This is a genomic window from Streptomyces sp. NPDC047917 (assembly GCF_043204345.1).
Lineage (GTDB): Bacteria > Actinomycetota > Actinomycetes > Streptomycetales > Streptomycetaceae > Streptomyces > Streptomyces sanglieri.
In genome coordinates this window covers 236,211-255,102 of sequence record NZ_JBIDCA010000001.1, presented here as the reverse complement: position 1 = coordinate 255,102, position 18,892 = coordinate 236,211, and the positions used below count along the sequence as shown (strand labels likewise).

Below are 18,892 nucleotides of genomic sequence, written 5' to 3'. Positions count from 1 at the left end.
CTACTCTCGGGGTATGCCGGAGCAGGACCCGAAGGACTCACTCGAAGCGGCTACCCAGGCGACCCGCAGCCTGCAGGGCCTGTCCACCGAAATCACCGCCCGCATCCCGCAGCTGCTGGAGGCCATGCGCTCCGTCGGCGCGGGCCTGGAACTGCACTCCACCCTCGACCGGATCTGCGAGACGGCCGCCGAACTCGCCCACTCCCGCTACGCCGCCATCGGCGTCGTCGACGAGGAGGGCGAGGGGCTCTCCGACTTCGTCACCTACGGCGTGCCGGACGAGGTGGCGGACGAGATCGGTCGCCGCCCCGACGGGCACCGGGGGCTGCTGGGCGCGCTGATCCACGACCCGGTCCCGGTGCGGCTCGCCGATCTGACGGCCGATCCGAGGTTCGCCGGCTTCCCGCCCGGCCATCCCCCGATGCGGACCTTCCTCGGCGTCCCGATCCGGGTGCAGGGGGAGATCTTCGGAAACCTCTACCTGGCCGAGAAGGACGACGACGGCGAGTTCAACGACTACGACCTGCACATGGTGCGGGTGCTCGCCACCGAGGCCGGGATCGCCATCGGCAACGCCCGGCTGTACGAGGCGGCACGCCAGCGCGAGCGGTGGATCGACGGATCGGTGGCCGTGACCACCGCACTGCTCTCCGGCGGGGATGCCGACGACGCGCTCTCCGTCGTCGCCGAACAGGCCCGCCGCCTCGCCGACTCCGCCGCCGGGATCGTGCTGCTGCCCACCGGGGACGGCGGACTGGAGATCGTCGCCGTCTCCTCGGACGACCCCGCCTCCTCGCTGGGGGTGATCATCGGGCCCGAGAGCGCGGTGGCGGCGAAACTGCTGGGCGGCGAGGCGGTCTTCGTGGACGACTCGGCCACCGATGCCCGCATGGTCACCAGGCTGGCCCCTCGGTACGGTCCGAGCATGCTGCTGCCCCTGCACAGCGGCGGGCGGGTGCTCGGCGCGCTCGCCACTCCCCGAGCCCGGGGCGGCCGGCCGTTCACGGAGACCGAGCGGACCCTCGCCACCCAGTTCGCCTCGCAGGCGGCGCTCGCGCTGATGATGGCCGAGGCGCAGCGGGACCGGGAGCGGCTGGCGGTCTACGAGGACCGGGACCGGATCGCCCGTGATCTGCACGATCTGGTCATCCAGCGGCTGTTCGCCACCGGGATGATGCTGGAGAGCGCCCAGCGCCGGTCGGTGGTGCCCGAGGTGCAGACCGGGATCGGCCGGGCGGTCGACGAACTGGACGTGACCATTCAGGAGATCCGCACCGCGATCTTCGCGCTCCAGCAGGAACCCGCGGAGGCGCCGTCCGGGCTGCGCACCCGGGTCCTGCGCGAGATCAACATGGCGGCGGTCCCGTTGGGCTTCAAGCCCTCGCACCGCTTCCTCGGCCCGGTCGACGCGCTGGTCGGCGAGCTCACCGGGAAGAACCTGATCGCGGCCTTGCGGGAGGCACTGTCCAATGCCTTCCGGCACTCCGAGGCGTCGTTGATCGACGTGGTCGTCGACGCGACCGCCACGCTGCCCGACGGGAGGGACGCGGTGCGGCTCTCGGTCGCCGACGACGGGGTGGGCATCCCCGAGGGCGGCCGGCGCAGCGGACTGCGGAACCTGGCCCGCCGGGCGGAGTCGCTCGGCGGCGCGAGCTGGTTCGGTCCCGGGATCGGGGAGGACGGGGGCGGTACGACCGTGGTGTGGGAGGCGCCTCTCTGAGGCGTTCCCCGGGGCGGCCGCGCCGAGGCCTTTCCGCGGGGCGGCCGTTCTGGAAGGACTCGCCCGGGCAGGACCCCTCGCGGAGCGCGGCGTACGCCCTCGGGGCTCAGCGCCCGGTGCCGGAGGACCGGCGCTCGGCGATGATCCGCTCGATGACGACCGCGACACCGTCCTCGCCGTTGGTGGTGGTCCGGCCGGAGGCGGCGGCGAGTGCGGCCGGGTGGGCGTTGCCCATCGCGTACGAGGTGCCCGCCCAGCTCAGCATCTCCACGTCGTTGGGCATGTCCCCGAAGGCGACGACCTCGGCGGGCGAGATGCCGCGCTCGGCGCAGCAGAGCTCCAGCGTGCTGGCCTTGGAGACCCCCGGGCCGCTGATCTCCAGCAGCGCCGTGGGGCTGGACCGGGTGATCGAGGCCCGGTCGCCGGCCGTCGTACGGGCCAGGGAGAGGAAGTCGTCCGGGGAGAGCTCGGCGTGGTGGGCGAGGAGCTTCAGCACGGGGACACCGGTGCCGGGAGACTCCTCGTGCAGCAGTTTCTCGGCGACGGCGACCGTGGCGCCCGGGTCCCGGTGGAACGGCGGGTAGTCCGGTTCGTAGTGGATGCCGGTGGCCAGTTCGACGGCGAACGTGGTGCCCGGGGCTGCGGCGCGCAGCGAGCGGACGACATCGAGGGCGATGGGGCGCTCCAGCGGCCGGACCTCGACCAGCTTGCCGCCGGCGTGCAGATCGGCGACCGCCGCGCCGTTGGCGCAGATCGCCAGGCCGTGGCCGTGCACATGGGCGCTGACGACATCCATCCAGCGGGCCGGGCGTCCGGTGACGAAGAAGACCTCGATACCGGCCTCCTCGGCAGCGGCCAGCGCGGCGACGGTGCGGTCGGAGACCGTCTTGTCGTCGCGGAGCAGGGTGCCGTCCAGGTCGGTGGCGATCAGCCGGACAGCGGCAGGCGGAGGCGAGTCGGTAGCTGAGGTCACCCGTCCATTCTCGCGTACGGGGGTGCACGGTCGTGCGGAGGGGCGCGCATCTGAGGATGCGCGCCCCTGACCAGGGGAACATGCCCTGTGCATATGCCACCGGTCCCGATGGCGGGTGGATCAGCGGCGGAGCTGGTCCAGGGCCTCGGTGGCGATGCGTTCGAAGACCTTCTCGTCCGTCGCGAAGTCGGAGTCGGGGATCGGGTCGTGGACGACGATCTCGGTGATGCCGAGCGCGAAGTGGGTACCGGCGAAGTCCACGAAGGCGTCGAGGGACTGGAGCGGGTCACCCGGGGTGAACCCGGTCAGAAGGATCTTGTCCAGCTCGGCGGCATCGCGGCCGATGGACTCGCAGGCGGCGCTCACCCTGGCGACCTGTCCGCGAACGGCCTCCACGGACTGCTCCGGGGTACCCGTCCCGAACAGCTTCGGGTCGCCCGTGGTGACCCAGGCCTGCCCGTACCGGGCGGCGAGCCTCATCCCGCGCGGGCCGGTGGCGGCCACCGCGAACGGCAGCCGGGGCCGCTGCACACAACCGGGGATGTTCCGCGCCTCGTTCGCCGAGTAGAACGTGCCCTCGTAGGTCACCGAGGGCTCGCGCAGCAGCTGGTCGAGCAGCGGCACGAACTCCTCGAAGTGGTCGGCCCGTTCGCGCGGCGTCCACGGTTCCTCGCCGCTCCGGCGCAGCGTCGTGGCGTCGAAGCCGTCGCCGCCGGCGCCGATACCGAGGGTGATGCGCCCGTCGGAGACGTCGTCGAGCGTGATGAGGTCCTTGGCGAGGGTGACGGGGTGCCGGAAGTTGGGGGAGGTGACGAGGGTGCCCAGGCGGAGGCGGTCGGTGACGGTGGCTGCGGCGGTGAGGGTCGGGACCGCGCCGAACCAGGGGCCGTCACGGAAGCTCCGCCAGGCCAGGTGGTCGTAGGTGTAGGCGGCGTGGAACCCCAGTTCCTCGGCACGCTGCCAGACCTTCCGGCCCTCGCTCCAGCGGTGGATCGGCAGAATCACAGTGCTCAGACGCATGGCTACGACCATACGGGGCCAGAAGCGGATGATCCCGTTTCCGTGTGGACGCCGCCTTGGCGCTGCCGGAGGGCCGAGCCTTCGGCCAGCCGCCGCGGTCAGCCGCGGAACCGCAGGAACTCGGGCGGTACGGAGGCGGTGAGCCAGACGCCGTTGGCGCTGACGTGGAAGGTGTGGCCGGCGCGGTGCATCGCGCCCGCGTCCACGGACAGGACGACGGGCCGGCCCCGCCGGGCACCGACCCTGGTCGCCGTCCCGCGGTCGGGCGAGAGGTGGACGTGCGTGCGGTTCATGGGCCGCAGGCCCTCGCTCCGGATCGAGTCCAGCGCGTGGCCCACCGTGCCGTGGTAGAGGTACGCGGGCGGTTCGGCCGGCGGCAGATCGAGATCCACCGGGACGGTATGGCCCTGGCTCGCGCGGATCCGGTCGTTCTCGACGGCGAAGCGCCGCTTGTCGTTGACGGCGACGACGTGGTCCAGCTCGGCCCGGGTGAGGGGGACGTTGTTGCGGGCCATCGCGTGCAGCAGCGTGTCGATCGGCACCCAGCCGTTCGCATCGAGTGTGATGCCGATCCGTTCCGGCTGGTGGCGCAGATGCTTCGAGAGGTATTTGGACACCTTTACGGTGCGTCTTTCGTCCATACCGTCAGGGTGCCGGTGATGGTCTTGTCGGCGCATCCGGGTTTCGCGCACGATGTGCCGAAGCAATTCTCGGCCGTGCTGTGAAATTTTCGTCCACAGGTTTGATCCACAGTCAACTTGAGTTATCCACAGGCTATTTGACGATTCTGTGGACAAGTCAAAGAGTAATCAACCACTTTGGTCAATTTGACCTGTATGTACGGTGAGTGGAGCAATTGAGTCCAATATCCTTGATTGCACCTCGCGTTCTGTGGACGCCGCGATGAACGCGGAGACGTTCTCCGGCCCAACCAGCTGCTGTACGGCGCGGATCGTCCCGGGCGGCAGGTCCACCAGGTGCGGGGCGACCGCGGCGGAATCCGATTCGAGCGGCGTGTCCGCACCCAGGTGATGATGCAGATGACGCGTCGCGAACGTCCGCATCGCACGGGCGAGTTCGGCATCGACCGTCTGCTGGGCGAGCGGACGCAGTCTGCGCACCATGGCGGCCGCCTCGGCCGCGTCCGCGTCGGTCGGCGGACGGTGGCCGAGATAGCGGGCGAAGACGTGCTCGGTGGTGAACTCCAGGAAGCGCGAGGCGATCTGTTCGACCCGGCCGCGAAGTTCCCTCAGATGTCCGGAGATCGCGCTGAGCGGCACGCCGGCCGCGTACAACTCCACGGCCACCGCAAGCTCTTGCGGACTCGGTACGAGGAACTCGTCGTCCCGGCCCGCGATGGGTTCGAGCACGCCGAGGTCCACCGCTTCGGCGACCGCCTCGTCGTCCGGGGTGCCGCCGAACCTTCGGTTCAGCTCGTCCCGGGTGATCCGGTCGGCCCGTTCGTCCGTCCAGGGACCGTGCACCTCGGCCACCAGCCCGAGCACCCCGCCCAGACCGCGGCCGGTGTCCCAGGCGTCCAGGAGCTCCTTGATACTGGCCAGTGTGTAACCGCGGTCCAGCAGATCGGCGATCTGCCGGAGCCGGGCGAGATGGGTGTCCCGGTACACATTGGCCCGGCCGCGCCGCTCCGGTGTCGGCAGCAGACCGCGGTCCTGGTAGGCGCGGATCGTGCGGACCGTGGCCCCGCTCGCGTGCGCCAGGTCCTCGATCCGGTACTCGGCGGCGGACTTCCGTTCCGCCGCCGACTGCCCGGGGCCGCTCACAGCGGCGGCTTCAGCCGGGCGATCCCGCGCAGCGCGCCGGGACTGAACCGGGACAGGAGGCGGGCGCCGCGGGCCTCCGGGGTGACCGGCACGACGGCCTGGTTGCGCACCACCGCCTTCAGGATCGCGTCGGCCACCCGCTCCGGCGGGTAGTTGCGGAGCCCGTACAGACGGCCGGTCCGCTTCCGCAGGCGCTTCTCCTCCGCGGCGTCGGCCCCGGCGAAGTGTGTCGTCGCGGTGATGTTCGTGTTGACGATGCCGGGGCAGATGGCGCTGACCCCGATCGACCGATCGGCGAACTCGGCCCGCAGACATTCGCTGAGCATCAGCACGGCCGCCTTGGAGGTGCTGTACGCGGGCAGCGCCCGGGACGGCTGATAGGCGGCGGCTGATGCCGTGTTGACGATGTGACCGCCCTGGCCGCGCTCGGCCATCTGACTGCCGAAGATCCGGCAGCCGTGGATGACGCCCCACAGATTGACGTCGAGGACGTTCTTCCAGTCCTCGCTCGTGGTGTCCAGGAAGGAGCCGGACAGGCCGATCCCGGCGTTGTTGACCAGGACGTCGACGATTCCGTACTCGGCGGCGACCTTCTCGGCGAGCTTCTCCATCGCCTGCTCGTCGCTGACGTCGACCTCTTCGCCCCAGGCGGCCGGAGCTCCTATGAGCCGGGCCATCTCGGCCGTTCTGGCGGCGCCCTCCGCGTCCCGGTCCACGGCCACCACCCGGGCGCCCGCCTCGGCGAACGCGAAGGCGGTGGCCCGGCCGATGCCGCCGGCCGCGCCCGTCACCAGAACCAGCCGGCCGCCGAACCTGTCCGCGTACGCCCCGGTCGGCGCGGTGTCCTGCACCGGACGGCCGCTTTCCTCGGCGGCCTCGTTGGCGGCGACGAACTCACTGATCCAGGAGGCGAGCTGGTCCGGCCTGGTGCGCGGCACCCAGTGTTTGCCTTCGAGAGTGCGGCGTACCAACTGCGGTGCCCACAGCTCAAGCTGGTCGTACAGCTTCTCCGAGAGGAAGACGTCACCGGTCGGGGTGATCAGCTGGACCGGCACATGGGCGAAGGCGTCGGTGCGCGGCCGGCTCAGCCGGGCGCGGACGTTGTCGCGGTAGAGCCAGGCGCCGTGCGCGGCGTCGTCGGGCAGCGAGGACGTCGGATAGTCGCCCGCCGGGACCTTCTCCAGCCGTTCGAGCATCCGCGGCCACCGCTTGCCGAGCGGGCCGCGCCAGGCCAGCTCCGGCAGGACCGGCGTATGCAGCATGTAGACGTACCAGGACTTGGCGCCCTGACCGAGCAGCTGGCCGACCCGGCGCGGGGTGGGCCGGGCCATCCGCTGCTTGATCCAGTGCCCGAAGTGGTCCAGGGAAGGGCCGGACATCGAGGTGAACGAGGCGATCCGTCCCTCGGTCCGCTTGACCGTGGCGAACTCCCAGGACTGCACCGACCCCCAGTCGTGCCCGACCAGATGCACCGGCCGGTCGGGGCTCACCGCGTCGGCGACGGCCAGGAAGTCATCGGTGAGCTTCTCCAGGGTGAAGCCGCCGCGCAGCGGCTTCGGGGCCGTGGACCGGCCGTGCCCGCGCACGTCGTACAGCACGACATGCCACTGGCCGGCCAGCTGCTTCGCCACCTCCGTCCAGACTTCCTTGCTGTCCGGATAGCCGTGCACCAGGACGACCGTGGGCCGTGCCTCGTCGCCCAACTCGGCGACGCACAGCTCGATTCCGCCCGTACGCACCCGGCGCTCGCGCGCCCCCGGCAGGTCTCGCAGACTCATGCCGCCACCCTTTCCTCGGCCCAGCGCCGCACATGCGGCAGATCGTCGTCCAGCCAGAAGGCGCTCTGCTCGGGGTCCTTGGAGTCGGTGACCACCAGGATCTCCTCGAACTTGGCGCCCGTGCCGCGGAATCCGAGATGCGGCTCCACCGCCCACAGCCCGGGCTGCGGGGGATGGTCGGAGAACCGGTAAGGACTCCACAGCGGCGACCAGCCGTCCCGGTGCCCGTGCAGCGCGTCGCTCATCAGCCCCTTGAGGGACTGGGTGCCGAAGCCGAACAACTGCGGGGACCAGCGGCGCTCGGCGACGCGGTCGACCTTGTGGGCCATCACGCCGAAGGGATAGGAGCGGTGGCGGTTGGCGTACCCCTGCTTGATCATCAGGCGTTCGACGTTCTCGTATATCTCCCGCAGTGAACGCCGCTCGCGCACCTCGCGCAGTATCAGCGCGCGGTGGGCCTCAAGATCGGCCAGCAGCTTGTCGTGCAGGGGGTTGAGCCCGAGACAGCCGGAGTAGCCGATGTCGGCCGTGAAGCCCTTGTACACCGGGGCCAGGTCGAGGATGAACGGCATCCCCGGCTCCAGCTTCCGGTTGGTCGGGAAGAACTGCAGGGGCACCTTGAAGCCGGCGAACGCCGTGCGGTCCCCGAACCAGGCGAAGGGGAGGTGGAACCAGTCCCGCACCCCGCGCTCACGCAGCCAGTCACGCTGCATGCGGGCCGCCTCACGCTCGGTCACGCCCGGCTTGAGCCGGCCCGCGACCGCCTCCGCGCAGGCGTACGCAAGGCTCTGGACTTCTCTGAACCCCCGCAGCTCCGGGGCCTTTTCGTCCTTCACCGCCGAGTTCATGCCACCGTCCGTTCCCTGCCGTGTGCGGTACGTGCCCGTAACGTGACACTGATGAATGTGACAATGTCCGGCGACTACGTCAAGAGGTGTGCGGAGACCTGTGGACAACTCGGCCGGGCCCACCCCGCAGACCACCCGCCGACATCTGCCGGGCCCACCCCGCAGGCCACCCGCCGACATCTGCCGGGCCATCCCGCAGGCCACCCGCCGACATCTGCCGGGCCCACCCCGCAGGCCACCCGCCGACATCTGCCGGGCCCACCCCGCAGGCCACCCGCCGACATCTGCCGGGCCATCCCGCAGGCCACCCGCCTATACCTGCCGGGCCACCCCGCAGGCCATCCGCCGACCACCCGCCGGGCTGCCCTCCTGGTCACCCGCCGACACCTGCCGGCTGCCGTCCCGGCCACCTGCCGGGGCTCCCTCCCGGCGCCCCCGGCCGGCGCCTCATCCCTCGTGGTGGCCCCCTACGGGTCCGTACATCTGGAGTCGGAGGCCGATCCAGCCGCCAGGGCTGACGACTGATGTGGCCCGCGCCACTACCTTCGGACTGTGACTGTGATCGCGACCGAAAGCCTGAGCAAGCGGTTCCCCCGGGTGACCGCGCTTGACCGGCTCTCCTTGGACATCGGCCCCGGTGTGACCGGCCTGGTGGGTTCCAACGGAGCCGGCAAGTCCACATTGATCAAGATCCTGCTGGGTCTGTCCCCCGCCACCGAAGGCCGGGCCGCGGTGCTCGGGCTCGACGTCGCCACCAGTGGCGCCGCCATCCGGGAACGGGTCGGCTACATGCCCGAGCACGACTGCCTGCCACCGGACGTCTCGGCCACCGAGTTCGTCGTCCACATGGCACGGATGTCCGGGCTGCCGCCGACGGCAGCGCGCGAGCGCACCGCCGACACGCTCCGGCACGTGGGTCTGTACGAGGAGCGCTACCGCCCCATCGGCGGCTACTCGACCGGCATGAAGCAGCGGGTGAAGCTGGCGCAGGCGCTGGTCCACGACCCGCAGCTGGTCCTGCTCGACGAGCCGACCAACGGCCTCGACCCGGTCGGCCGCGACGAGATGCTCGGACTGATCCGCCGTGTCCACACCGACTTCGGCATCTCGGTCCTGGTCACCTCCCACCTCCTGGGCGAGCTGGAACGCACCTGCGACCACGTCGTCGTCATCGACGGCGGCACGCTGCTGCGTTCCAGCTCCACCAGCGACTTCACCCAGACCACCGCGACCCTCGCGGTCGAGGTCACCGACAGCGACACCCACCCGGACGGCACCGACGCGCTGCGCCAGGTCCTCACCCGGGCCGGCGTGAAGTTCATCGGCCAGGACGGTCTCGACACGCAGGGGCTGCCCGGCGCGGGCCACATCCTGCTGGTCGAGGCGGTCGGCGAGGAGACGTACGACATCGTGCGCGACAGCGTCGCCGGGCTCGGACTCGGTCTCGTACGGATGGAGCAGCGGCGCCACCACATCGCCGAGGTCTTCCGTACCGAAGAGGCCCCCGAGGCCACCGGACCCGTACAGCAGCCCGCCGTGCAGCAGTCCGCCGTACAGCAGAAGGGGAGCGGTCACGATGAGCACTGAGACCGGGACCGTGGCCGGGGGCGACACCTCCCGCATCCACAACATCGGATACCGCTCCTACGACGGCCCGCGGCTGGGCCGTGGCTATGCGCGGCGATCGCTCTACTCGCAGTCCCTGCGCGGGACGTTCGGACTCGGCCGTTCCGCCAAGTCCAAGGTGCTGCCGATGCTGCTCTTCGGCGTGATGTGCATGGTCTCGGCGATCATCGTCGCCGTCGCCATCGCCACTCCGGGGGCGACGGCCCTGCCGATCAAGTACACCGCGTTCGCGATCTATCTCCAGGCCGTGATCGGCCTCTTCCTCGCCGCGCAGGCACCGCAGTCGGTCTCCAGGGACCTGCGTTTCAAGAGTGTGCCGCTGTACTTCTCGCGGCCGATCGAACGGGTCGACTACGTCGTGGCCAAGCTGGCCGCCATGGCCTCCGCGCTCCTCATTCTCACCGGCACGCCGCTGCTCGTCCTCTATGTGGGCGCGCTCCTCGGGAAGTTCGACTTCGCCGACCAGACCAAGGGATTCGGGCAGGGGCTGGTCTCGGTGGCACTGCTCTCCGTGCTCTTCTCCGCGCTGGGCCTCGTGATGGCCGCGCTGACACCGCGTCGCGGCTTCGGCGTCGCCGCGGTGATCGCCGTGCTGACCATCACCTACGGCGCGGTCTCCACGGTCCAGGCCATCGCCTGGCAGACCGGCTCCGAAGGGGCCGTCGAGTGGCTGGGGCTCTTCTCCCCCATCACGCTGATCGGCGGCGTGCAGAGCGCGTTCCTCGGGGCCGACTCGGCCTTCCCCGGCAGCGCGGTCCCGGGAACCGGAGCCGGCGTGGTCTATCTGATCGTTGTTCTCGCGCTCGTCGCCGGCTCGTACGCCGTACTGATGCGCCGCTACCGGAGGGTCGGGCTGTGACCACCATCGAGATCGACCACACCTCGCGCTGGTTCGGCAATGTGGTCGCCGTCAACGACGTGAGCATGACGGTGGGACCGGGCGTCACCGGGCTGCTCGGGCCCAATGGCGCGGGGAAGTCCACGCTGATCAACATGATGGCCGGTTTCCTCGCCCCGTCGACGGGCACGGTCACGCTGGACGGCAGGCCGATCTGGCGGAACGAGGCCGTGTACCGGGACATCGGGATCGTGCCGGAGCGGGAAGCCATGTACGACTTCCTGACCGGCCGCGAGTTCGTCGTCGCCAACGCGGAGCTCCAGGGACTGGGCGACGCGGAGGCGCAGCGGGCGCTGGCCACGGTCGAGATGGAGTATGCGCAGGACCGCAGGATCTCGACGTACAGCAAGGGCATGCGCCAGCGCGTGAAGATGGCGTCCGCCCTGGTCCACGAGCCCTCGGTGCTGCTGCTCGACGAGCCGTTCAACGGCATGGACCCGCGTCAGCGGATGCAGCTGATGGAACTGCTGCGACGGATGGGGGCACAGGGCCGCACGGTGCTCTTCTCCTCCCACATCCTCGAAGAGGTCGAGCAGCTCGCCTCGCACATCGAGGTGATCGTGGCCGGGCGGCACGCGGCCTCCGGCGACTTCCGCAAGATCCGCCGGCTGATGACGGACCGCCCGCACCGCTATCTCGTACGCTCCAGCGACGACCGCGCTCTCGCCGCCGCGCTGATCGCCGACCCGTCGACGGCCGGCATCGAGGTGGACCGGGGGGAGCAGGCGCTGCTCATCCAGGCGGTCGACTTCGGACGGTTCACCGAGCTGCTGCCGAAGGTCGCGCGTGAGCACGGCATTCGTCTGCTGACCGTTTCGCCGTCCGACGAGTCCCTCGAATCGGTCTTTTCCTATCTCGTAGCGGCCTGAGTAGTGGCCTGAAAGGAGCTGTGAATCGTCATGTACGACCCCACAGTCGCCCGGCTCACCTACCGGGCCCTGCTCGGCCGGCGCCGGGCCGCCATCCTGTTCGTCCTGCCGGTACTGCTGGTGGTCATCGCCGTCGCGGTGAGGACGTTCGCCGGGTCCGATGACCAGGTGGCCTCGGACGTGCTCAGCGGTTTCGCCATCGCCACGATGGTGCCGCTGATCGGTGTGATCGCCGGAACCGGGGCCATCGGCCCCGAGATCGACGACGGATCCATCGTCTACCTGCTGTCCAAGCCGGTGAAGCGGCCGACGATCATCTTCACCAAGCTGATCGTGGCCATCGCCGTGACGATGGTCTTCTCCGCGCTGCCCACGCTGATCGCGGGCCTGATCCTCAACGGCAACGGCCAGCAGATCGCGGTGGCCTACACCATCGCGGCGCTGGTCGCCTCGATCGCGTACAGCGCGCTGTTCCTGCTGCTGGGCACCGTCAGCCGGCACGCGGTCGTCTTCGGCCTCGTCTACGCGCTGGTGTGGGAAGCCCTGTTCGGCTCGCTGGTACCGGGGGCGCGCACTCTCAGCGTCCAGCAGTGGTCCCTCGCGGTCGCCGAGAAGGTCGGGGGTTCGGGCGCCATCACCTCCGACGTCGGACTGACCACCGCGACGGTCCTGCTGGCGGCGGTCACCGTGGTGGCCACCTGGTACGCGGGCCAGAAGCTGCGCACGCTGAAGCTGGCCGGCGAGGAGTGACTCGCCCCGCTCGTCCCGTCAACCCTCGCCTTCCGGGCGGGGGTTGACGCATTTCGGACAGTAGTACGCGTAACTGTACGGTTATCGGTTCGTTGAGCAGGCCGCGTGGAGGCAACTGGAATCCGTGGCGTCGTGGCTTTCGTGAAACAGGGAGTGCCGATGCCGGCGAGGCAGAGCCCGCCGGGTCGGTCATGGAGTGAGTGGCAACCGTGAGCGTCCTCCGCCCCTCAGGCCCGGGACAGGGCTGCCCGTCGACGGTTTCGCGAATCGTCGTTCCCTGACCGGAAGGCATGTTCATGCCCACAGAAGTCGCCCTGCTTGAATCACGCGCGCTGCGCGTGGAGCAGATGGAGCGCGTCGATGTCCTCGACAAGGTCAAGAGCCTTGTCATGCTCCCGGACGGAATTCACCTTCGCACAGAGGATGTGGCTCGGTACTTCGAAGTATCCACAACCGCCGTCAGAAGGCTCACCGACCGCCATCAGGACGAGCTGATGGAGAACGGGATGCGTGTACTGCGCGGCGCTGACCTGCGCTCCTTCCATAGCGACATGATGTCGCTATGGGCTGGGGAGGCGCCGGAAAGTTATCCACAGGCGGCGACCCAGCTCAGGGTCTGCACCCGCAGGACCGTCCTCAACGTCGCCATGCTTCTTCGCGACAGCGACATCGCCCGATGCGTCCGTACGTATCTGCTCGACGCCGAGCAGGACCTGCGGGCGGGCTACGCCTCGCTCGAACACCGCGTCACCCGGGTGGAGAGCTGCCTGGCCGGAGTCGGTACCGCGCTCCAGGAGCTCGGGCCCGTCCTCAACCGGATGTCGCACCGGCTCGACAGCCTCGACCGGAGGCTGGACGTCACCCATCAGGTCGTCGGCGCCATGAGTGTGCGGCTGGGGCACATGTCCGAGGACATCGTCCGTATCGACGGCAGGATGGATGAACTCGCCCGCAGTCTGAGGGATCTGAACCGGCGCGACAGCAAGCAGCGCTGATCCGGCAGCAGTTCGCGCCCCCTCGGCCCCGCCCGGAAACGGGTGGCGTCGAAGGGCCGTACCCGGCACAGTGGTTGGTACGGCACACGGCGCTACGAACGGCACATGCCGACATGGGAACCACGCGCGGTCGGAGCAGTACGCGCGGTCAGAAGAGCACCGCGCCGGCACGCACTCTGCGCCGGCACGCACGTCACAGGCCGGGAGAGGAGCGCGACGATGACCGGGAGTCCGAGTCCGTCGAGTTCCCCGCAGGGCGGACCCGAGCCGGCACCGGAGTAGTCACCTACGACTCCGCCGCGCCGCTCGGAGCAGAACGCCCGGGGCGGCCCTGTCTGCGCATCGCGCGGCCGCCCACCCGGAGGATTGGCCGAGTGGTAAGGCAGCGGCTTGCTAAGCCGTCGTCGGGGCCGTGAACCCCGCGCGCGTTCGATCCGCGCATCCTCCGCCGCAGCAGAGCCGACAGGGCCACGTGCGCTTCACCCGCACACGTGGCCCTGTTCCTACGAAGTCCTGCGAGTCCCTGCGAGTCCCCGCGAGTCGCTACGAGGACGTCTGAAGCAGCCGTTCCAGGACCACGGCGATACCGTCGTCCTCGTTGGACGTGGTGATCTCCTGCGCCACGGCCTTCAGATCCGCGTGCGCGTTGGCCATCGCCACGCCCCGCCGCGCCCAGGCGAACATCGGGATGTCGTTGGGCATGTCGCCGAAGGCCAGGGTGTCCGCGGCCTTCACCCCCAGCCGGCGCGCGGCCAGCGAGAGCCCGGTCGCCTTGCTCAGGCCCAGCGGCAGGATCTCCACCACTCCCGGACCGGCCATGACCACGTCGACGAGATTGCCGACGGCCGCGCGCGCGGCCGTCGCCAGGGCGTCGTCGTCCAGATCCGGATGCTGTATGTAGACCTTGTTCAGCGGCGCGGACCACAGCTCGGCCGGGTCCTTCACGAAGACCGCCGGAAGCGGGCCTTCCTGTACCCGGTAACCGGGGCCGACCATCACCTCGCCGTCGAGCCCGTCACGGCTCGCCGCCAGGGCCAGCGGACCGACCTCGGCCTCGACCTTGGACAGCGCGAGCCCGGCGAGCTGCCGGTCCAGCGTCAGCGAGGTCAGCAGCTTGCGCTCGCCCGCGTGGTAGACCTGCGCGCCCTGGCCGCAGACGGCGAGCCCTTCGTAGCCCAGGTCGTCCAGGATGTGGCGGGTCCAGGGGACCGCGCGGCCGGTGACGATGATGTGCGCGGCACCGGCCGCGGTGACCGCGGCCAGTGCCTCACGGGTGCGCCCGGAGACCGTGTCGTCGTCACGCAGCAGCGTGCCGTCGAGATCGGTCGCGACGAGCTTGTACGGGAAGGTCACTTGGCGACCGGCTCCAGGACCTCGCGCCCGCCCAGGTACGGCCGGAGCACCTCGGGCACCCGTACCGAACCGTCGGCCAGCTGGTGGTTCTCCAGGATCGCCACGATCGTGCGCGGTACGGCGCAGAGCGTGCCGTTCAGCGTGGACAGCGGCTGGAGGACCTTCTTGCCGTCGCGGGTGTCGCGCATCCGGACGGACAGGCGGCGGGCCTGGAAGCCGTTGCAGTTCGACGCGGACGTCAGCTCGCGGTACTTGCCCTGCGTCGGGATCCACGCCTCGCAGTCGAACTTCCGGGAGGCCGAGGCGCCCAGGTCGCCGGTGGCGACGTCGATCACCTGGAAGGGCAGCTCAAGGGCGGTGAGCCACTGCTTCTCCCAGTCCAGGAGCCTGCGGTGCTCCGCCTCGGCGTCCGCCGGGTCGACGTACGAGAACATCTCGACCTTGTCGAACTGGTGCACCCGGAAGATGCCCCGGGTGTCCTTGCCGTACGTACCGGCCTCGCGGCGGTAGCACGGCGAGAAGCCCGCGTAGCGCAGCGGCAGCTTCTCGGCGTCGATGATCTCGTCCATGTGGTACGCGGCGAGCGGGACCTCGGAGGTGCCGACCAGGTAGTAGTCGTCCTTCTCCAGGTGGTACACGTTCTCCGCGGCCTGGCCGAGGAATCCGGTGCCCTCCATGGCGCGCGGACGGACCAGCGCCGGCGTCAGCATCGGGATGAAGCCGGCCTCGGTGGCCTGCGCGATCGCCGCGTTGACGAGGGCGAGCTCCAGCAGCGCGCCGACGCCCGTCAGGTAGTAGAAGCGCGAACCGGAGACCTTGGCACCGCGCTCCATGTCGATGGCGCCGAGCTTCTCGCCGAGCTCCAGGTGGTCCTTGGCCTCGAAGCCCTCGGCACCGAAGTCACGGATCGTGCCGTGCGTCTCCAGTACGACGAAGTCTTCCTCGCCGCCGACCGGCACGTCCTCGTGGACGATGTTGCCGATCTGGAGCATCAGGTTCTTGGCCTCGGCGTCGGCCTCGTCCTGTGCCGCGTCGGCGGCCTTGACGTCGGCCTTCAGCTGCTCGGCCTTCTTGAGCAGCTCGGCGCGCTCGTCGGGCGAGGCCTTCGGGATGAGTTTGCCGAGCGCTTTCTGCTCGGAGCGGAGTTCGTCGAAGCGGACACCGGACGACCTGCGCCGCTCGTCGGCGGAGAGAAGGGCGTCGACGAGTTCGACGTCCTCTCCACGGGCGCGCTGGGAGGCGCGAACACGGTCGGGGTCCTCACGGAGCAGGCGAAGGTCAATCACCCCTCCAGGCTACCGGCCTGTACTTGCACAGCTCGAACCGATATTGCCGAGCGCGGCACTTTGCCCTAATTGCCTGAATTGGTAATGCTGGAGGAGATTGTGCGGCCGAGGTCGATCCCGACCGTCAATAAAAAGAGCCTACCCCCCTAAATGGGGCAGAAGGCTTCACTCGTCTTGACGTATCACCCTTGCCTGGAAGGGTAGTTGCTCGTTGCTTGTCCACAGGTTCCCGAACTTCCCAGAGTTATCCACAGCCTGTGAGGAAGGTCTGTGGATGCCGGAGGAGGGCATTCCGAAAGTCGCGTGATGACTCGCGGATTTCCCGTTCAAACCCACTTCAGACGCTCGTTCGGGTGGGAATTACCCCTCTTGGGGAGTTGATCAACGGAATTGAGGCAACGCGGGGTGGCGTGGGCGGCCTTCCGGTCTGTGGATGCATCTGGGTCGACTGGAGTGATATGTCGACCATGTCGCATTGGAGTGTCGACTTGTCCCCAGGTCGAGAACCGCTCCTGTGGATAACTCTGTGGATACAGAAAATCGGCGGATAGCACCGGTCCGGCGGATGGCACCGGTCCGGCAGAGAACACCGGTCCGGGGTCGCTGCGTACCGCGACCCCGGCACTGATGCCTTCCCGCTCCGCGGGAAGAAACCCCGTCGGCCCTGTCAGTCCCTCAGCCCTGTCAGTCCCTCGGTCCCGTCAGCCCCGGCCGTCCAGGTTTCTGGCCAGCCAGTCGGAGGCCTCGGTGAACTCCGTGTCCGACGTCCCCGCCCGCAGCGGCCGTACGTCCTGCACCGCCACACCGGCCCTCGGGTACGAGCCCAGGAACCGCACCTTCGGGCAGATCCGCTTCAGCCCCATCAGCGCCTCGCCGACCCGGCGGTCCGCGATGTGTCCCTCGGCGTCCACCGCGAAGCAGTAGTTCCCGATGCCCGCGCCCGTCGGCCGTGACTGGATCAGCATCAGGTTCACCCCGCGCACCGCGAACTCCTGGAGCAGTTCGAGCAGCGCGCCGGGGTGGTCCTCGCCCAGCCAGATGACCACCGATGTCTTGTCCGCGCCCGTCGGCGCCGCCGGCCGGGCCGGGCGGCCCACCAGCACGAAGCGGGTCTGCGCGTTCTCCGCGTCATGGATCTCGGTCACCAGCGGCTCCAGGCCGTAGGTCGCCGCCGCGAACTCACCGGCGAAGGCGGCGTCGTACCGGCCCTCCTGCACCAGCCGGGCGCCGTCCGCGTTGGACGCCGCCGACTCCCACACGGCGTCCGGGAGGTGGGCGGCCATCCAGTTGCGCACCTGCGGCTGGGCGGCCGGGTGCGCGGTGACCGACTTGATGTCGGACAGCTTGGTACCCGGCCGCACCAGCAGGGCGAAGGTGATGGAGAGCAGCACCTCGCGGTAGATCATCAGCGGTTCGCCGGTGGTCAGTTCGTCGAGCGTCGCGGTGATGCCGCCCTCGACGGAGTTCTCGATCGGTACGAGGGCTGCCGCGGCGGCCCCGTTGCGTACCGCGTCCAGAGCCGCGGGTACGGAGACCATCGGGACGAGTTCGCGGGTGGCGGCTTCCGGGAGCGTACGGAGGGCGACCTCGGTGAAGGTGCCTTCGGGGCCGAGATATGCGTAGCGCGTGGCGGACATACCGCCACCCTAATGCGCCCCGGTGGCTCAGGACTCCAGCAGCCGCTGCCCCACGTATTCGCCCTCCGCCGCACCGCCTGGCACCGCGAACAGACCGCTCGCCTCATGTCTGATGAACGGTGACAGGGCATCGCCCCGGTCCAGCTTCCGCTGCACCGGAACGAACCCGCGCAGCGGATCCGCCTGCCAGCAGATGAACAGCAGACCGGCGTCCGGAGTGCCGTCCGCCGAGATGCCGTCGTGGTACGAGAAGGGGCGCCGCAGCATGGCCGCACCGCTGTTCTTCTCCGGAGTGGAGATCCGGGCGTGGGCGTTGTCCGGGATCAGGAGTCTGCCATCGGCGCCGGCCCTGTCGAGGTCCATCGCGGTGGTCTCGGTGCCGCCGCTCAGCGGAGCGCCGTCCTTCTTCCGGCGTCCTATGACCTGCTCCTGGCGCTCCTGAGGGAGCTTCTCCCAGTCGTCGAGCAGCATTCTGATCCGGCGCACGACCGCGTACGAGCCGCCCGCGAGCCAGTCGTACGCGGCATCGGACGATCCGTCCTGGGCACCCGCGGCGCCCGACGCCCCCGACGCGTCCCGGCTGTCCGGGACGAAGATGCGGCGATCGAAGTCGCTCTCGGCCGGCTTCGGGTTGTTGGTGCCGTCGACCTGGCCCATCAGATTGCGGGCGGTCATCGGCGCGGCCGTGGCACCGGGGGAGCGATTGAAGCCGTTCATCTGCCAGCGGACCCTGGCGGCCGGGGCGGCCTCCTTCTGTACGGCGCGCAGCGCGTGGAAGGCGACCAGTGCGTCGTCCGCGCCGATCTGGACCCAGAGGTCACCGTTGGAGCGCGCGGCGTCGAGGCGGTCGGAGGAGAAGGGCGGCAGCGGGTCGAGCCCCGGTGGGCGGCGGTCGGTCAGGCCCGTGCGTTCGAAGAAGGTCCGGCCGAAGCCGAAGGTGACGGTCAGCGAGGACGGCCCGGCGTCCAGCGCGATCCCGGTGTCGTGGTCCGGGCCGTCCGCCGCGCCGCTCCCGGCGGGCTCGCCCGCCATCAGCCGCCCGGCCGTCGCCGACCACCGGCGCATCAGCGCGGCGGCCTCCTTCCGGCCGGCCCCGGGCACCAGGTCGAAGGCCACGAGATGGCCGCACGCCTGAAGCGCAGTGGTGATCCCCGGTTGATGTTTCCCGTGAAACATCACCTGGGTGGAGCCGACCGCCGTCAGTGCGGTGGGTTCGTCGGGCCGGGTCGCGGCATAGCCGGTGGCACCGCCCGCCGCGCCCAGCACCAGCCCGGCCGCGCCGGCCGCACCCGCGCTGCCGATCAGCCGGCGCCGGGTGATGCCGGCGACGGCGTTCCCGGTCTCGTTGCCGTGGG

General features: G+C 70.0%; 16 protein-coding genes and 1 tRNA gene. 7 read left to right on the top strand and 10 right to left on the bottom strand.

Annotation, left to right across the window (positions count from 1 at the left end; translation table 11 throughout):
- Positions 1-13 precede the first annotated feature (13 nt).
- The gene (locus ACGF8B_RS01085; protein WP_392733617.1) at positions 14-1,720 is read left to right on the top strand and encodes a GAF domain-containing sensor histidine kinase; all 1,707 of its coding nucleotides are present in this window, start codon (positions 14-16) and stop codon (positions 1,718-1,720) included.
- Between the two features lie 106 nt (positions 1,721-1,826).
- Here the strand turns inward: ACGF8B_RS01085 and ACGF8B_RS01080 are convergent, their stop codons facing one another.
- From ACGF8B_RS01080 to ACGF8B_RS01055, 6 genes are all read right to left on the bottom strand, one after another.
- Positions 1,827-2,693, bottom strand: coding sequence for a Cof-type HAD-IIB family hydrolase (locus ACGF8B_RS01080; protein ID WP_392733615.1), 867 nt, complete (start codon positions 2,691-2,693; stop codon positions 1,827-1,829).
- Positions 2,694-2,813: 120 nt separating this feature from the next.
- Complete coding sequence (locus ACGF8B_RS01075; RefSeq protein ID WP_392733614.1) at positions 2,814-3,725, bottom strand: LLM class flavin-dependent oxidoreductase; 912 nt, start codon at positions 3,723-3,725, stop codon at positions 2,814-2,816.
- An 86-nt stretch (positions 3,726-3,811) separates the two neighbouring features.
- Positions 3,812-4,354, bottom strand: a complete 543-nt coding sequence (locus ACGF8B_RS01070) for an RNA 2'-phosphotransferase (protein ID WP_392733612.1) — start codon at positions 4,352-4,354, stop codon at positions 3,812-3,814.
- A gap of 168 nt (positions 4,355-4,522) precedes the next feature.
- On the bottom strand, positions 4,523-5,497 hold the full coding sequence (locus tag ACGF8B_RS01065) for a MerR family transcriptional regulator (protein WP_392733610.1): 975 nt from the start codon (positions 5,495-5,497) through the stop codon (positions 4,523-4,525).
- Positions 5,494-7,275: an SDR family oxidoreductase gene (locus tag ACGF8B_RS01060; protein ID WP_392733608.1), complete on the bottom strand. Its 1,782-nt coding sequence runs from the start codon at positions 7,273-7,275 to the stop codon at positions 5,494-5,496. The genes ACGF8B_RS01065 and ACGF8B_RS01060 overlap by 4 nt, the downstream gene beginning before the upstream one ends.
- Positions 7,272-8,123, bottom strand: coding sequence for a M24 family metallopeptidase (locus ACGF8B_RS01055; RefSeq protein WP_392733606.1), 852 nt, complete (start codon positions 8,121-8,123; stop codon positions 7,272-7,274). Before ACGF8B_RS01055 ends, ACGF8B_RS01060 begins: the two co-directional genes overlap by 4 nt.
- A 597-nt stretch (positions 8,124-8,720) precedes the next feature.
- Here ACGF8B_RS01055 and ACGF8B_RS01050 point away from each other — a divergent pair.
- From ACGF8B_RS01050 to ACGF8B_RS01025, 6 genes are all read left to right on the top strand, one after another.
- Positions 8,721-9,710 carry an ABC transporter ATP-binding protein gene (locus ACGF8B_RS01050; protein ID WP_392734437.1) on the top strand — a complete coding sequence of 330 codons (990 nt, stop codon included), beginning with the start codon at positions 8,721-8,723 and terminating at the stop codon, positions 9,708-9,710.
- Positions 9,700-10,608, top strand: coding sequence for an ABC transporter permease (locus tag ACGF8B_RS01045; protein WP_392733604.1), 909 nt, complete (start codon positions 9,700-9,702; stop codon positions 10,606-10,608). The genes ACGF8B_RS01050 and ACGF8B_RS01045 overlap by 11 nt, the downstream gene beginning before the upstream one ends.
- Positions 10,605-11,516 carry an ABC transporter ATP-binding protein gene (locus tag ACGF8B_RS01040; RefSeq protein ID WP_342283276.1) on the top strand — a complete coding sequence of 304 codons (912 nt, stop codon included), beginning with the start codon at positions 10,605-10,607 and terminating at the stop codon, positions 11,514-11,516. Before ACGF8B_RS01045 ends, ACGF8B_RS01040 begins: the two co-directional genes overlap by 4 nt.
- Before the next feature lie 30 nt (positions 11,517-11,546).
- Positions 11,547-12,266, top strand: a complete 720-nt coding sequence (locus ACGF8B_RS01035) for an ABC transporter permease (protein ID WP_124719945.1) — start codon at positions 11,547-11,549, stop codon at positions 12,264-12,266.
- Positions 12,267-12,562: 296 nt separating this feature from the next.
- Entirely contained in the window at positions 12,563-13,261 is a 699-nt protein-coding gene (locus ACGF8B_RS01030; protein WP_392733601.1) for a hypothetical protein, read from the top strand.
- Positions 13,262-13,621: 360 nt separating this feature from the next.
- Positions 13,622-13,709 (top strand) — tRNA-Ser (locus ACGF8B_RS01025).
- 95 nt (positions 13,710-13,804) lie between these two features.
- On the opposite strand, the gene ACGF8B_RS01020 is transcribed toward ACGF8B_RS01025, so the two are convergent.
- The 4 genes from ACGF8B_RS01020 to efeB form a co-directional block, all read right to left on the bottom strand.
- On the bottom strand, positions 13,805-14,614 hold the full coding sequence (locus ACGF8B_RS01020) for an HAD family hydrolase (RefSeq protein WP_392733599.1): 810 nt from the start codon (positions 14,612-14,614) through the stop codon (positions 13,805-13,807).
- The gene (gene serS / locus ACGF8B_RS01015; RefSeq protein WP_392733597.1) at positions 14,611-15,900 is read right to left on the bottom strand and encodes a serine--tRNA ligase; all 1,290 of its coding nucleotides are present in this window, start codon (positions 15,898-15,900) and stop codon (positions 14,611-14,613) included. The genes ACGF8B_RS01020 and serS overlap by 4 nt, the downstream gene beginning before the upstream one ends.
- 701 nt (positions 15,901-16,601) lie before the next feature.
- Complete coding sequence (gene pheA / locus ACGF8B_RS01010) at positions 16,602-17,537, bottom strand: prephenate dehydratase (RefSeq protein ID WP_392733595.1); 936 nt, start codon at positions 17,535-17,537, stop codon at positions 16,602-16,604.
- Between the two features lie 27 nt (positions 17,538-17,564).
- Positions 17,565-18,857: an iron uptake transporter deferrochelatase/peroxidase subunit gene (gene efeB / locus ACGF8B_RS01005; protein WP_392734435.1), complete on the bottom strand. Its 1,293-nt coding sequence runs from the start codon at positions 18,855-18,857 to the stop codon at positions 17,565-17,567.
- Between the last annotated feature and the right edge of the window lie 35 nt (positions 18,858-18,892).